This is a genomic window from Wolbachia endosymbiont of Listronotus oregonensis (assembly GCF_031205055.1).
In the GTDB taxonomy this organism is placed as follows: domain Bacteria; phylum Pseudomonadota; class Alphaproteobacteria; order Rickettsiales; family Anaplasmataceae; genus Wolbachia.
The window spans coordinates 1,331,911-1,346,673 of record NZ_CP102118.1; the positions used below are offsets into that span (position 1 = coordinate 1,331,911).

11 protein-coding genes, 1 tRNA gene and 2 pseudogenes are annotated in these 14,763 nt (G+C 34.7%); 8 read left to right on the plus strand and 6 right to left on the minus strand.

Annotated elements, in window-relative coordinates:
• Window positions 1-9: 9 nt before the first annotated feature.
• From NMD99_RS06770 to NMD99_RS06780, 3 genes are read right to left on the minus strand one after another with little or no spacing between them, the layout of a single operon-like run.
• Window positions 10-975: an AAA family ATPase gene (locus NMD99_RS06770; RefSeq protein ID WP_309165996.1), complete on the minus strand. Its 966-nt coding sequence runs from the start codon at window positions 973-975 to the stop codon at window positions 10-12.
• Entirely contained in the window at window positions 968-1,480 is a 513-nt protein-coding gene (locus tag NMD99_RS06775; RefSeq protein ID WP_253309840.1) for an AAA family ATPase, read from the minus strand. The genes NMD99_RS06770 and NMD99_RS06775 overlap by 8 nt, the downstream gene beginning before the upstream one ends.
• A complete protein-coding gene (locus NMD99_RS06780; protein ID WP_264688386.1) occupies window positions 1,458-1,703 on the minus strand; it encodes a hypothetical protein in 246 nt (81 codons plus the stop codon). The genes NMD99_RS06775 and NMD99_RS06780 overlap by 23 nt, the downstream gene beginning before the upstream one ends.
• Before the next feature lie 118 nt (window positions 1,704-1,821).
• Between NMD99_RS06780 and NMD99_RS06785 the strand changes: the two genes are divergently transcribed.
• Both NMD99_RS06785 and NMD99_RS06790 read left to right on the plus strand, forming a co-directional pair.
• Window positions 1,822-2,604: a DsbA family protein gene (locus NMD99_RS06785; protein ID WP_309165998.1), complete on the plus strand. Its 783-nt coding sequence runs from the start codon at window positions 1,822-1,824 to the stop codon at window positions 2,602-2,604.
• Window positions 2,605-2,798: 194 nt separating this feature from the next.
• The gene (locus NMD99_RS06790; RefSeq protein WP_253309837.1) at window positions 2,799-3,989 is read left to right on the plus strand and encodes an OTU domain-containing protein; all 1,191 of its coding nucleotides are present in this window, start codon (window positions 2,799-2,801) and stop codon (window positions 3,987-3,989) included.
• On the opposite strand, the pseudogene NMD99_RS06795 reads toward NMD99_RS06790, so the two are convergent.
• From NMD99_RS06795 to NMD99_RS06805, 3 genes and pseudogenes are all read right to left on the minus strand, one after another.
• A pseudogene (locus tag NMD99_RS06795) lies at window positions 3,930-5,160 on the minus strand (IS256-like element ISWpi15 family transposase). The gene NMD99_RS06790 and the pseudogene NMD99_RS06795 overlap by 60 nt on opposite strands.
• Before the next feature lie 104 nt (window positions 5,161-5,264).
• The gene (gene gshB, locus NMD99_RS06800; RefSeq protein ID WP_264688409.1) at window positions 5,265-6,194 is read right to left on the minus strand and encodes a glutathione synthase; all 930 of its coding nucleotides are present in this window, start codon (window positions 6,192-6,194) and stop codon (window positions 5,265-5,267) included.
• A 60-nt stretch (window positions 6,195-6,254) separates the two neighbouring features.
• Window positions 6,255-6,851, minus strand: coding sequence for a BON domain-containing protein (locus NMD99_RS06805; RefSeq protein WP_064124795.1), 597 nt, complete (start codon window positions 6,849-6,851; stop codon window positions 6,255-6,257).
• A gap of 140 nt (window positions 6,852-6,991) precedes the next feature.
• Between NMD99_RS06805 and NMD99_RS06810 the strand changes: the two genes are divergently transcribed.
• The 6 genes and pseudogenes from NMD99_RS06810 to NMD99_RS06835 all read left to right on the plus strand — a co-directional run bounded on the left by NMD99_RS06810 (window position 6,992) and on the right by NMD99_RS06835 (window position 14,427).
• Window positions 6,992-7,073 (plus strand) — tRNA-Leu (locus NMD99_RS06810).
• Between the two features lie 158 nt (window positions 7,074-7,231).
• Window positions 7,232-8,566 carry a trigger factor gene (tig, locus tag NMD99_RS06815; RefSeq protein ID WP_264688507.1) on the plus strand — a complete coding sequence of 445 codons (1,335 nt, stop codon included), beginning with the start codon at window positions 7,232-7,234 and terminating at the stop codon, window positions 8,564-8,566.
• An 11-nt stretch (window positions 8,567-8,577) separates the two neighbouring features.
• Complete coding sequence (gene clpP, locus NMD99_RS06820) at window positions 8,578-9,204, plus strand: ATP-dependent Clp endopeptidase proteolytic subunit ClpP (RefSeq protein ID WP_253309482.1); 627 nt, start codon at window positions 8,578-8,580, stop codon at window positions 9,202-9,204.
• A pseudogene (gene clpX / locus NMD99_RS06825) lies at window positions 9,204-10,480 on the plus strand (ATP-dependent Clp protease ATP-binding subunit ClpX). The gene clpP and the pseudogene clpX overlap by 1 nt, the downstream one beginning before the upstream one ends.
• Before the next feature lie 15 nt (window positions 10,481-10,495).
• A complete protein-coding gene (lon, locus tag NMD99_RS06830; protein ID WP_265016438.1) occupies window positions 10,496-12,946 on the plus strand; it encodes an endopeptidase La in 2,451 nt (816 codons plus the stop codon).
• Between the two features lie 185 nt (window positions 12,947-13,131).
• A complete protein-coding gene (locus NMD99_RS06835) occupies window positions 13,132-14,427 on the plus strand; it encodes a cbb3-type cytochrome c oxidase subunit I (protein WP_309166004.1) in 1,296 nt (431 codons plus the stop codon).
• The last annotated feature ends 336 nt before the right edge of the window (window positions 14,428-14,763 follow it).

Below are 14,763 nucleotides of genomic sequence, written 5' to 3' on the forward strand. Positions count from 1 at the left end.
TAAAATAACTTAAAACAAGTCTTCTAGTGTAATCACATGATGTATCGTATCTTTTAGATATTGGTTCTCAGAAACTCCATTTGCAGCAATTAACACCCAGAATATTTGCTTCTTTGATTTCGTTTTTTCTCTATAAATTGCTTCTTTTCTTTTTAATTGTTCGACAAATTCCTTTGTTACTGTATAAGGTTTATCACTATATTTTATCTCACAGAGCATTACACATCCATCTTCTCGATCGAAAACTAGATCTATTTGAGCACCAGACTCTTTACTGTATTTTTCTGGTTGATATTGCCAATCTCCACATATAACTGCTATATGCTCTATATCTAATTTTTTTCTAATTACATTGGCATGTTTAAAACACACTGCTTCAAATGTTTGCCCTGTCCATGTTTGCCAAGCTGGTTTCTTTATTGCTAACTCCCAATAGTGAGCATCACTTATTATTGCCCTTTTTGTTACTTCCTTAAACGGCTCAATCCACGTTAGATAAAATAATACATATTCGTCCATTACCCTGTAATATACTCCTCTCTTTCCCTTGTTCAATGGTAAAAAACCACCAATAAATCCTGCTTCTTCTAAACTCCTTAATTTAGCAGTTAAGCGACCACCCTCAGTGATTTTAGTCGCTTTTATAAGTTCTTTTCTGCTTATCCCTTTTGGCTTTTTTGCAATCGCACGAATGATATTTAGATATGTCTCTGGCTCTTCATACAAGGAGTGAAACAACATATCAAATTCATCAAATAACAAACCACCCTTCTGAAAACAGATCATATTAATGTTTTGTGCTGCTGATAATCCTTTACTTACTTCCTTAAGGTAATGTGGTATTCCTCCAATAGCCATATAGATCTGTAATATCTGCTGGTGATTAAGGTTGATTCCTAAATATCTTAGATACTCTTTAGTTTCACGTAAGTTAAAAGGCTGCAAAGGTATCCTTGCGGTAATGCGGTTATGCAACCCCCCTTTTGGTATAAATTATATTTTCCAACATCCAAGAAGCTGCTGAACCACATACAACCAAGATAAGCTTCTTTCGGTTTGTCCAATGTATATTCCAAAAATATTCTAACGTTTCTAGAAAACGAGACTTTCTTGTAGCTAACCATGGAAGTTCATCAAAAAATAAGACAATGTGTTCATTCTCATGTGTGTTATCAATAGCAAGTGTTAATTGTTGTAATGCATCCAGCCACACTTCAGGCAAAGCCATTTTTGCACCTTTATAAAAAGTATTTGATAACGACTGTGTAAAAATTGCAAGTTGTTCCTGCATAGTACCATTATTAAGACCTGTTTGTTCAAATAAAACATCGGCATGTTTACTGAAAAATTGTTTTATTAGGTACGTCTTACCCACACGACGCCGACCATACACTGCAATAAACTCAGCAAATGGGGAAAAGAGAAGCTTACTTTCTAGAATGGCTATTTCCTTTTCTCTACCAATTATTGGTTCGCTCATATAATTTACCGCCGCATTTGTTAGCATTATACACGGCGGTTATAAGATGATCAACTTTTTTTACCGCCATGTTTACAGTTGTTATACGCGGCGGTAAAAGATAGAGCATCTCATAATTGGCTATTCTGGCGATGGTTTGGTCATTTGCATCACCAAGTCTTCTGATGAGCTTTTCAGTAATGTGCTTGAGTTCCATTGTACGTAAAGTTTGCATTTGAGGCAAAACTGGTTATAAAATACACTTGATATAAATGTTTTCATATATTAATATTAGATGCTTCTTTTAATATACAGATAAATGTGTACTAAAGTTTTATGTTGTAGGTTTTTAAATAAATTGTATGTCTAGAATATCGTTTTTATTGATCCTTATACTGGCAGTAGCAAGTTTACCAGTAATAAACAATTGGCTTTCAAATCGCAGCCAAATGCTAAGCGATGATTATATAGGTGAGAAATTAGATAATTATATAAGTAGAAATTTTGATAAGATCGTAAAAACTCTCAAAGAGGAGTCGATTAAAAGTAGTTACGCTGCTCGAGATAATGTGACCAAAAGTAAAATTTCACAATACAAGGATCAAATATTTGACCTTACTTGTCCTTACTCCGGAAATGAAAATAGTAGTGTTATAGCTGTAGGTTTCTTTGACTATTCTTGTGGATATTGCAAGACTATAAAAGACGATATAAAACAGTTAATTAACGACGGTAAAATTAAGTATATCTTTAGGGATGCTCCAATACTTGGTAATGACTCTTTAAGGGCAGCAAAAAGCGCTTTAGCTGTTTACTTTATTGATAAAGAAAAATATTTCGACTTTCACTATTCTGCTTTAAGTCACAAAGGAGGATTTTCAGACGAAAGCATATTGGATATAGTGAAAAGCATAGGGATTGATGAGGACGATTTTAATAATTCCATGAAAAATAACGCGGACAAAATTGAGCAAATGATAAATGGCAGTAAGCTCCTAGTAAGAGATTTGGGAGTAGGGGGCACACCTTTTTTAATAATTGGGGATAGTCTGTTTGTAGGAGCAACTGATTTGAATGTATTACGCAAAAAAGTAGATGAATTAAGTCGCAAGCAAAAACTAGCTTCAGCGATTAATTTGCTATAAAATTTTATTTTTTTACTTGACAACGTAAACGAATCTAATTATGAATGTGATAAATAGCAGTACGTATAAGATACGCAGTAGCTCAAGAAAAGCAGGTGATGCCTACAGTCGAGCATAACCTTAGCCTGCAAAGGTTGACTAATCCATTAAAAAGTGTTAAACTTAACATATAGCTACCATTCTGAGGTTACAATATGAAAGAGCCTAATTATACAAGAGAACCAATTGCTCTTTTTCGACAAATCAAAGAAAAGAAAAAATCAAGTGATTTACTGCATAATTTAAAAAATGCTTGTCCCAAAAATCTAAACATAGGAATTGCTATAAAGACAGGAGATTGCTTTTTTGACTCCGTGGCTCAAGGGTTGAATGAGTTAAATATAAAACCTGGTTATCGTTTTACCGCAAAATCATTAAGAAAAGATTGTGCAGATTATGCTGAAAACAAAAAGGACTCACGATGGGTTTTTAATGAAATAACAAAAAATATTGCTGAAGGATATGCTGTACCTATGATAGGTTCAAACGGAAATGTAATGAAAGATAACCAGAACAATATTATACCAGACAATATTGCATCTTTTGATAGATATTTAAAAGATATTAGAAGTATGGCTACAGAAGCTAGCCCACCTATATGGGGTCGCCCAGGGGTTGAAGGGAGAATGATATGTGATAAGTATGAAGTGGAGCTTTATATTTATTCAATAGAGGAAGATAGTCAAAAAGTTACAGTAACTAAAATTACAGCACATGATGATGATCTAGAAGTTTTTATACAAGATGTGAATCTTGATCAATTAAAGATAGATAATAGTAAAAAAACTGTAGGAGTAGTGAATTACATGCAACATTTTGTACCACTCCTTAGTGGAATTTCTGAAGATATAAAAGAAGATCAACAAGTTTCTAGTGAAGAAATTTTTAGTACAGATAAAAGAGTTCCTCCTTCTAATCAACCAGAGCAAGAAGTACAACAAGAAAGAATTAATACCAGCACTAATGCGACTGTTTATACGGATAAAGAAATCCCTTTTTCTCATCAACTAGAGCAAAAAACACGACAAGAAGGAATTAATGCCAGCGCTAGTGCGACTGTTTATACGGATAGAGAAATTCCTACTTCTAATCAATCAGAGCAAAAAGTACAACAAGAAATAATTAATACCAGTACTAGTGCGCCGGTTTTACAAATTCACATAGATAAAGAAATCCCTTCCTCTCATCAGCAAGAACAAAAAACACAACAAAAAGAAATACAAAAAAAATTAATTAATAATTACAAGAAAGAGGGAGTGTTAAATAAACTGTGTCAAACCGCATTTTTAGTTCAACTCAATTTTCAATCTGCCAGGAAAGAAAACATCAAGTTGAGAGATAGTTAATGCCCAATCATGTACAGGCATCGTCCACTTTTCCTCTGCCTTCTTTATAGCACAATATACCTGCTTATACAAGGCATTTATGCTGGTAAATGAGCCTTTGGTCTTAGTGAATTTCCTAATTTGCCTATGTAGCCCCTCTATGGGATTGGTGGTGTAGATTATCCTCCTAACTGGACCAGAATACTTAAAATAACCAGACAAGTTTTCCCAATTATTCTGCCAAGATTTTATAACCATAGGGTACTTTGTGCCCCATTTTTCATCCAATTCCAACAGATAATTCTCGGCAATTTCCTTGCTTGAAGCTTGATATACCTTCTTTAAATCGCTCAAAAAACTCTTCGCATCTTTACTGGCCACATACTTCAGTGAGTTGCGTATCTGATGCACTATACACATCTGCACTTCCGCATTAGGAAAGACACTGTTTATAGCTGCAGGAAAGCTTTTCAGCCCATCAACGCAGGCAATAAGGATATCTTCTACTCCTCTTTCTTTGAGGTCATTTAGCACTCCCAACCAGAAGTTAGCTCCTTCACTTTCAGCCAAATAAAAACCTAATACTTCTTTTTTGCCATTTTGATCTATGCCTAATATGTTATACATGCATTTACTTACGCAATGCCCGTCCTCTTTGACTTTAAAAAACCATGAAAACTATCGGATATACAGACTGCAGCGGGCGACTACGCCATTCGTTGATTACTGGTAGCAATTTGTCAGTAATACTTGATATCTCTGCCACCGATATTTTGTGATCATAAATTTCCTCAACATGTGACACTATATCTCTATAGCCCATACCACTGGCAAATGTGCTCAAAATCTTCGTTTCAAGCTCTGGATGTAAGTTTGTTTGCCTTTTTTTGACTATTTGTGGTTCGAAACTTCCTTCCCTATCTCTTGGCGTCAAAAGCTCAAATGACCCTGCGCTTGTACGTAAAGTCTTTGCATTCCTCCCATTTCTTCGATTATTCTCTTCGCTTTCAGCCGACAAGTGGTTTTCTATTTCACCTTCCAGGCTTACCTCCAGCAACTTTTTTATAAACGGTGTTAATGCTCCATCTCTTCCTGTCAACGGTCTTCCTTCTCGTATAGACGACAGGATATTTGTTTCTAATTCTTTATAATCTACCAAACCGGTAGTTCTGTTTACTACTTTCTGACTCATTGTCAAACCTCCATTTTTTTATATCAATTTATTACTTTTTTTTCGGTTTGACACAGTTTATTTAACACTCCCAATGGGACTACTGAGTTTGTTAAGGTAATTGTTCACAGGTTTAGTTGATGGCTGCTTGCTTTTTCTTCAAACACATCCCAAAGGTCTTTTTCTAGCGATATATTATATAATTTATTGATATAAACCACTCCCGTGGGTGAAGTTGTGTTAATTTCGAGCAGGAAGTCATCTATAATATCAATACCAACAAATATTAGCCCCCTTTTCTTTAATTCAGGACCAATTTTGTTACATATTTCATTGTCTCTATCGTTCATTTGAGCGGGCTCAAAACTTGCTCCAAGTCGCATGTTTGTTCTGATCTCTCCACTGATTTTTGGAACTCGTTTCATTACTCCAATTGGTTGACCATAAAGTAGCAATATTCTTTTATCTTTATCTATGTTTTTACAAAATGATTGCGCAATTACAGGACATTCATATTTTGCTATCATGAGATCCACTACCACTTGAATGCTGTTTTCATCTCGTATTCTTATTACATCGTTTCCTCCATAACTATACAACGGCTTCAGAATAATATCTTGATAGTTGTGGTAGAAATCTCTAATCATCGATATATTTTCAGTGATCAAAGTCGGCGGAATTAGCTCTGGAAATAATGAAGTTATCAATTTTTCAGGACAATTTCTTATTTCTGTTGGATTGTTAATTACCAATGCGCTGGTTTTTTCTAAGATATAGGTTGTTGTAATGTAGCGCATATCAAAGGGTGGATCCTGTCTGATAAATATGATGTCCATTTCATTCAAGTTGATTGCTACATCCTCTTTAGAGATAAAACTAAAATCATCAACGCTGACTTTCTGAGCAAGAGCAATTGGATGGTTTAGCTTTAGTGCTAAATTGTTAGGAGCATAGACAAAAACTTCGTGCTTCCTCCTTTGTGCTTCCTTTATTAGCACGAATGTAGTGTCAGTTTCAAAATTTATATTTTCATCCATCTGAAAGGCAACTTTCATTTATGTTCTCTACCTATTGTCACAACTGTACAAATGTTATAATTTGAAGGCGATTTTTGCCTAATGGCGTAATTTACTGTACTTATATCGTACATAACTTACAACTTGTTTTACTCCCTTTACTTTTCTTGCAATTGATATTACAGCTTTTAATTCCGCTTTATTTTGGGCTATACCCATCAAATAAACAACTCTATCAACCGTATTAACGCTATAATTAATTGATTTAATATTTCTTTTCCCCAGAAGTCTTGTTCTTATTTCCGCTGTTATCATGCCATCTACAGTAGTGTCTAGCATGGAAGCCATTTGAATTGGTATTACTCTTATTTCATTTATCACTTCTTTAATTTCTTTTTGCTGCCAAGCTATTTTTTCTGCTGTAAGTTGTTTTTCAGGAGTGTCAACACTTCCAATGAGCAATACTCTTCCTTCACTTACTTTAACTTTTATGGATGAAAATAGCCCATGTTTTAAGAGCCCCTTATTAATTCTGATGACCATAGTCGTATCATCAATGATATTTCCCAAGGATTTGTCCTGCATTGTTATTGCTGTTGCTGTCGCTGTAGCCACCACACCACCTATTATAAGGGTTGTGCAACCACTTTGTGTAATCAAAAAAATTGCAAGTAAGAAGCTTGTTATTAATCTCATTATTGATTTTCAGGATTTAGAGCTTTCATTAAGAAATGTTAATAAGCTTTTTTGATTGTGTAAATACTATAAATTAAGTAAGACTTTAAACCTTGAATATTTTTAATGGAATACCTATAATAGGGTACTGAAAATTTCTTGCGGATATGGCGGAATTGGTAGACGTGCCAGGTTTAGGTCCTGGTGAGCTTGCTCGTGGGGGTTCAAGTCCCTCTATCCGCACTTTAAAGTCATGTAACTTAGGTTTTAAGGGAAAATTTATAATCACTGAATACACTTTTGTTTGTATAAAAACCTGTTCTTAAGGATTGTGTTTAACTTAAATTCTGGTAAAATGACTCTATTAAGATATGAATTAAAATGTTAATAAATGAATTATGATGTCTAATAATATACCTCAAAATACAGTCGAAGTAAGTAGCGTATATACCTACAAAGAGCTTAGTATAGATAAACTAAAGTATGAGTATGAAATCACAGTTGGTAGTGATTATATAAAACAAAAGGTAAATTCCAGGTTGCAAGAGATAGCAGAAAATGCAAAATCACCTGGGTTTAGGGCTGGAAAGATGCCCTATGACCTTGTTGTTGCAAATTATAAAAACGAAGCTTTGGAATATGTGATAAATAATACAATTGATTATTGCTCAAGTGATTTGATGAAAAAAATTGAAGTCAAGTCTCACATTTATCCTAAGGTTGATGTTATATCATTACCAGATCTGGGCAAAGAAAATGAGGAGGGCAATTTTGTATACAAGCTATCTTTTGAGTCGATGCCTGAAGTACCGATGATAGATCTTGACAAAATAAACTTAAAGAAAATTGAAGCAAAGATTGAAGAGGAAGATATAAAAGAATTTATTGATTCTATTAAAACAAAGTTCCCCAATTTCGCCTCTGTTGATGATGCTTCTTATCAAGCGAAAGATGGGGATAAATTGATAATTGATTTTGAAGGGCGGATTAGGAATAAGCTCTTTCAGGGTGGAAGTAGCAAAAATTTTGCCGTTAATTTAGGGTCTGGCACATTTATTAATGGTTTTGAAGATCAATTAACTGGTATGAAAAAGGGAGAAACAAAGGACTTTAAGTTGCAATTTCCTGAAAATTACCAAGCCATTTCACTTGCAGGACAGGAAGCTGATTTTTCTGTGCGAGTTAATGAGATTCAAATTGCCAAAGATTTTGAAAATGATGATGAAATAGCTAGGAGTATTGGTTTTAAAGATTATTCTTTGCTAATAAGTCATGCAAAAAAAATGATTGGTGATCAGTGCACCGAAATGAGAAATCTCTTAATTAAAAAGGAGCTATTTGATTATTTGGATGCTAATTATAGTTTTGATTTACCCACAGACATAGTAAAACAGGAGCAACAAAGAATGGAAGGAGAACTGGGTGCTCAAAATGATTCTTGTAAAGAAGCTGAAAAACGTGTAAAGCTTGCTATGTTATTTATGAAATTTAGTGCAGAAAATAAAATATCATTAACTCAAAATGATGTTTTGAATGTTATTGTAAATCAATATGTCAGTAAGGATGTACCGTTTGACAGAGTACTTAAGCATTTTGAATCAAATAAACAATTTCAAGAATTAGTTAGAGGGCAAGCGCTTGAGTATAAAGTGACAGATTATATAATAGAAAAAGTTAGTAAAGAAGAGCAGATTATTTCTGTGAAAGAATTAAAGGAATTGTTTGGTAATATTTAATAGGAAAAGGTATGACTCTTATACCAATTGTAGTTGAACAAACTAGTCGCGGTGAGCGCGCTTATGACATATATTCAAGACTAGTGAAAGAAAGAATAATTTTCGTAACAGGTCCTATTGAGGACAACATGGCCAGTGTAATAGTAGCACAGCTTTTATTTTTAGAATCGGAAAATCCCGATAAAGACATTTGTATGTACATCAACTCACCAGGTGGTATTGTAACTGCTGGTTTGTCGATCTACGATACAATGCAGTATATAAACCCAGACGTTTCAACTTTATGTATAGGTCAAGCTGCGTCTATGGGTTCCTTATTGCTTGCATCTGGTACAAAAGGTAAGCGCTACTCTCTACCTCATTCAAGAATTATGATACATCAGCCATCTGGTGGTTATCATGGTCAAGCAACTGATATAGAAATACATGCTAATGAAATTTTGCGAGTTAAGAAAAAACTAAATCAAATTTATGAAAAACATACTGGAAATTCACTGAAGAAAATTGAAGGAATGATGGAAAGAGATAAATTCATGGATCCTGAAGAAGCAAGGAAAATTGGCTTAATTGACAGGGTGATAGCTGAGCGTACAGATATTGAAATTGAAAATATTAAAGTTAAACAAAAGGTGGGTTAATGGATAACAATAATGATTTACACTACTGTTCTTTTTGCAACAAGGCGCAAGATGAAGTAGATAAATTGATTACTAACTCCTCGGATGGTTTAAAGGTGTTTATTTGTAATGAGTGCATAGAATTATCCCATAAAGCAATAAGTCAAAAGAAAGATAGATCTTTTAATTCAGATCGTATATCTGATATGAAGCTATTACTAAAGAAACCTGAGGATATAAAAAATTTTCTCAGCAAGCATGTTGTAGGTCAAGAACACGCGCAACACGTTTTATCTGTAGCTATGTATAACCATTGTCAATCCATGGTACAATTTCATGCTATAAGTGATATTGAAATCGAGAAGTCAAATATAATGCTTATTGGTCCCACTGGTTCTGGTAAGACTTTGCTAGCCAAAACACTTGCTAAAGTTTCAGATGTGCCATTTGCCATGGCTGATGCGACAACTTTAACTGAGGCAGGTTATGTGGGTGATGATGTAGAAAGCGTGTTGTCGCGTTTATTACAAGCTGCAAATTATGACGTTGCAAAAGCACAGCGTGGTATAGTGTTTATAGATGAAATAGACAAGATTACAAGAAAATCTGAAAGCACTTCAATAACCCGTGACATTTCAGGTGAAGGGGTCCAGCAAGCTCTGCTTAAGATTATGGAGGGTACAGTTGCTTATGTTCCGCCACAAGGAGGGCGAAAACACCCACAACAAGAGTTTATACAAGTGGATACTAGTAACATACTATTTATTTGTGGAGGAGCTTTTGAAGGCCTCGATAAGATTATTGAAGCGAGAAAAAGGGAACGTCAGTTGGCTTTGGAGCAGATATAAGTCAGTCTAAAGAGCAAAAGAAAAAGAATGCTTTACATGATGTTCAACCTGAAGATTTAATCAAATTCGGTTTAATACCCGAATTTGTAGGGCGGGTTCCAATAACTGCTGTTTTAGATGAGTTGGATCATGAAGATTTAATACATGTGTTGACAGAGCCAAGGAATGCACTAATAAAACAGTACAAAGCATTGCTTGCGTTTAGCAAAGTAAACCTTGAGTTTTCAGATGAAGCAATATCAGCTATTGCTAAAAAGGCTATAAGCTATAAAACAGGTGCAAGAATGTTACGTGCTATCTTGGAGTCACTTTTGCTTGACGTTATGTATACAGCTGGAAACGGAGATTTTGAAGGTAGCACTATAGTAATCACTAAGAAAATGGTAGAATTAGGAAAAGCAACGGTTAATCATAATAATAATGGCAATGTTATAACGGTTAATGATTAATTTGAGGCATATATTATGAACATTGAACGTGCTGTGAGCTCTAGTTTTACTGCATTGCCAGTATTACCTTTAAGAGATGTAGTAATTTTTCCAAATATAATGGTGCCTTTATTCATAGGCAGAGAAAAATCTGTTAATGCACTAGAATATGCAACAAGTAGTAGTAGTCACCAAAATGAGATTTTTCTTGTAGCACAGAAAGATGGCTCTGTTGATAATCCAGAGCCTGAAGATCTTTATGAAGTAGGTGTGTTAGCAAACATTATACAACCATTAATAAAATTGCCTGACAATGCAGTAAAAGTTATAATCCGGGGGATAAGAAGGGGAAGAGTTGTAGAATATATTAGCTCTCATACTTTATTACAAGCCAGGGTAGAGTTAGACAATCATTATAAAGAAGATGAAGACAATATTGATTTAGAAGCTTTAAGGCGATCTGTTATAGACGCGTTCGATAGCTGGTGTAAGCTAAACAAGAAAAATCAGCCTGAAGTTGCCATTAACCCCATTGATCAAATCAAAGAAGTTGATCAACTTGTAGACACGGTAGCTTCACATTTAAATATAAAAGTATCGGATAAACAAAGCATACTTGAGGCTTATGACCCAAAAGAGCGTTTAAAAAAAGCTTTTGCTTTTATTGAGGGAGAAATAAGTATTTTGAACGCACAAAACCGTTTATATAAGACAATTAAATCGCAAGTTGAAAGCACTCAGAAAGTTTACTACCTTAACGAGCAATTGAAAGCTATACAGAAAGAATTAGACGAATTTGAGAATGGTGATGAAGGGAATATACTCAATGAATTTGAAAAAAAGATAAATGAAACAAAGCTTTCTCAGGAAGCAAGAGAGAAAGCTATAACTGATTTGAAGAGATACAAGAAAATGAATCCCATTTCTCCTGAAGCTACAGTTATATCTAGTTACTTGCATTGGTTACTTGATTTGCCGTGGGGAAAGTACAAAGATGCAAAAATTAACTTAAATGCAGCTAAGAAAATCTTAGATGAAAATCATTATGGCATAGAGAAAGTAAAAGATAGGATAATAGAATTTTTAGCAGTATTAAAAAGAGTAAAAGAGATAAAAGGTCCTATACTTTGCTTGGTTGGACCGCCAGGTGTTGGTAAAACTTCTTTAGCTAAGTCTATGGCAGGAGCAGTAGGAAGAGATTTTGTTCGCATAGCTCTTGGTGGTGTGCGTGATGAGTCCGAGATACGAGGGCATAGGAAAACTTATATTGGCTCAATGCCTGGTAAAATTATTCAACATATGAAAAAAGCTAATTCATGCAACCCGCTTTTTCTGCTTGATGAAATAGATAAGATGGGTTCTGATTCGCGTGGCGATCCTGCATCTGCATTACTTGAGGTTTTAGATACTGAGCACAATAAACACTTTACGGATCATTACTTGGAAGTTGAGTTTGATCTTTCAAGTGTAATGTTTGTAGCTACGGCAAACAGCTTAAATTTGCCACATCCTTTGCGTGATAGGATGGAAATTATACAATTGTCCGGGTATACTGAAGATGAAAAAATCAGTATTGCTACACACCACCTTATTCCGAAGTTAAAGAAGGAGCATGGTTTGTATCAGAAGGAATGGGACATAACTAATGAGGCGTTATACAAGTTGATACGTTTATATACACGTGAAAGTGGTGTGCGGAGTATGGAAAGGGAGCTTGCAAAGCTCATGAGAAAGGCAGTTAAAGAAATATTGACTGATAAAAATAAGAAAATATCCGTAGGGGTTGACAATTTACAAGATTATTTAGGGGTACGTAAATATACCTTTGGTATTGCAGAAAATGAGAGTTTAGTGGGAGTAGTAACTGGGCTTGCCTATACTGAAACAGGTGGTGATATTTTGATGATAGAATCAGTCCTAATTCCGGGCAAGGGAGAAATAAAATACACAGGAAAGCTTGGAGAGGTTATGCAAGAATCTATAAAAGCTGCGTATAGTTATATTCGATCAAATTGTTTGTTTTTTGGTATAAAGCCCGAAAAATTCCAAAATAATGATATACATTTACATGTACCTGAGGGTGCGGTACCAAAAGATGGCCCTTCTGCTGGCGGCGCGGTATGTACGTCTATTGTTTCTCTTATGACGAATATACCAGTTAACAAAAATGTTGCTATGACAGGCGAAGTGACATTGCGTGGTAGAGTTTTAGCTATTGGGGGCTTAAGAGAAAAATTGCTTGCAGCGCTCAGAGGATCAATCAAAACTGTGATTATACCAAGTGAAAATGAGAAAGATATGCAAGAGATTCCGGCAAGCATCAAAGAGGGGATCAACGTAGTTTTTGCTAAGAATATTGATGAAGTTATGAAAGTTGCTTTAATGCACCCTACTACTCCAATTGATAGTGATAATCAAAATAGTGTGCCTTCCTCTATAGAAAATAAAGATGATACTTTTCCTATGTCGGAAACATTGAAGCATTAGATTAAGAAGATATTATACAATCTCCATTTCTCTTTTGTCCGGCAAAAACCCACCAACTTGCGCATTCCATAAGGATATGACCTGCTTTGCTGTGATATTATTCATCAATGCCAATTAATTTGAAAAATTTATAGCGCTTTATATTATAATACTTTATCAATCAAAAATAAAAAGAGAAAATGACCGTGCTCAACATACAAAATAACGCTACACTTTGTAAACAGTGGATATTCTTAGCAGTATGTGCTCTTGCTTGCTCTGGGTTACTGTCAATAATTGTTATTTTTTTACGATTGCCTTTTATCTCCTCTCTCGTTCCTTCTGCACAATATATCTTTGATAATGCGCTGGTGATACACGTGAATTTGTCAATTTTGGTGTGGATGTGCTCTATAATATCTCTGCTCTTTATCATAAACCTACAAAATACCAATAGTTGGTTTAACTTTTCATGGGTTCTATCAACCCTTTCGATGCTGCTGATGTTTGTATCTGCATTCGTTCCAAACACTGAAGTTATCAAAAGTAACTATATTCCCGTGTTACAAAACAAATTATTCTTATTTGGTCTTGGTTTGTTTACCACCAGTATATTAGTAAATGCAATGCTAGCATACACATCAAAAAAAGAGGTTTCATTTCTCTCTGTGGGGCAAGTTGGGCTGGTTATTACACTTGTTTCGTCATTTCTTTGCTTTGTTTTAGCATATCAAAATATGCCTCCAGGTCTATATCACTCAGATAAGAATTTGTTTTACGAATATCTCTTTTGGGGAGGCGGACATTTATTGCAGTTTGCTTTTACTCAAGGAATGTTTTTAGTCTATTTAATAATGTTAAGCGATGCTAGTTTAGCTTCAAGCAATAAAATTACTATTTTACCACTATTTATAAACACAATTTTGGCTATGGGTGCATCGTTTATATATTTTGTTTATCCAATTGATAGCGCCAAGTTAATACAGTTTTTTACTTGGCATATGAGAATTGCTGGAGCAGTTTTGCCGTGCTTTTTGATAATATTAGTGTGCTGCAACATCAGGACTTTTACTAATGATAAAAGCAACTATTTATTACATTCATTTTTATTGTTCATTTATGGAGATGTGCTTGGAGTGCTGACTATTGAAGGAAATGTCACCATTCCCGCTCATTATCATGGTTCTGTAGTTGGGATCACTATAGCTTTTATGAATTTCATTTATTGGCTGTTACCTAAATTAAACTTTAAAGAGGTAAAAAGTTCCATGGTAAGATTACAGATTTATGCTTACAGTGTGGGGCATTTTCTCCATATTACTGGACTTGTATGGCTTGGTGGATATGGTGCCTTAAGAAAAGTTGCAGATCTGCCAAGTATTTCATCAATGTTGGCACGTGCTTGTTTTATTGCGGGTGGAGCTATATCAGTTATTGGTGGAATGTTGTTCGTAATAATTGTGCTTTTACATCTGTTAAAACGCAAAGCGCGTACCAACTAACCCATAGAAACGAAAAAACTTACTTGACAAACTCCGCCAGCCCCCTTATTATGACAATAAGGGTATTTATGACTCAAAACTTGTTTTTGACCTGCAGGCTCAATGACAAAATTCAGTAAAAAACTCAGGTATTTATTGGCGGATTACATAAAATTATAGCGGCTGCATGTCTTTTTTATTTTTTCTACATTCAGCCAAATCGCGCTTATTTTAAGCGTTAGCACATTATTACAGCGCCACTTACAGTAATATAGAGTCAAAACTCGCACCACGGGGCTTCTTTTGCCTTTTTTTCCGCTTGGTAAATTTCTTAATGTTTGTAGCTAAAGCAATTTA

What these genes read in the sequence shown, in the direction of transcription:
- NMD99_RS06775 (WP_253309840.1), bottom strand. Translation starts at nt 1,480, where the DNA reads ATGAGCGAACCAATAATTGGTAGAGAAAAGGAAATAGCCATTCTAGAA.
- NMD99_RS06785 (WP_309165998.1), top strand. Translation starts at nt 1,822, where the DNA reads ATGTCTAGAATATCGTTTTTATTGATCCTTATACTGGCAGTAGCAAGT.
- NMD99_RS06790 (WP_253309837.1), top strand. Translation starts at nt 2,799, where the DNA reads ATGAAAGAGCCTAATTATACAAGAGAACCAATTGCTCTTTTTCGACAA.
- gshB (WP_264688409.1), bottom strand. Translation starts at nt 6,194, where the DNA reads ATGAAAGTTGCCTTTCAGATGGATGAAAATATAAATTTTGAAACTGAC.
- NMD99_RS06805 (WP_064124795.1), bottom strand. Translation starts at nt 6,851, where the DNA reads ATGAGATTAATAACAAGCTTCTTACTTGCAATTTTTTTGATTACACAA.
- tig (WP_264688507.1), top strand. Translation starts at nt 7,232, where the DNA reads ATGTCTAATAATATACCTCAAAATACAGTCGAAGTAAGTAGCGTATAT.
- clpP (WP_253309482.1), top strand. Translation starts at nt 8,578, where the DNA reads ATGACTCTTATACCAATTGTAGTTGAACAAACTAGTCGCGGTGAGCGC.
- lon (WP_265016438.1), top strand. Translation starts at nt 10,496, where the DNA reads ATGAACATTGAACGTGCTGTGAGCTCTAGTTTTACTGCATTGCCAGTA.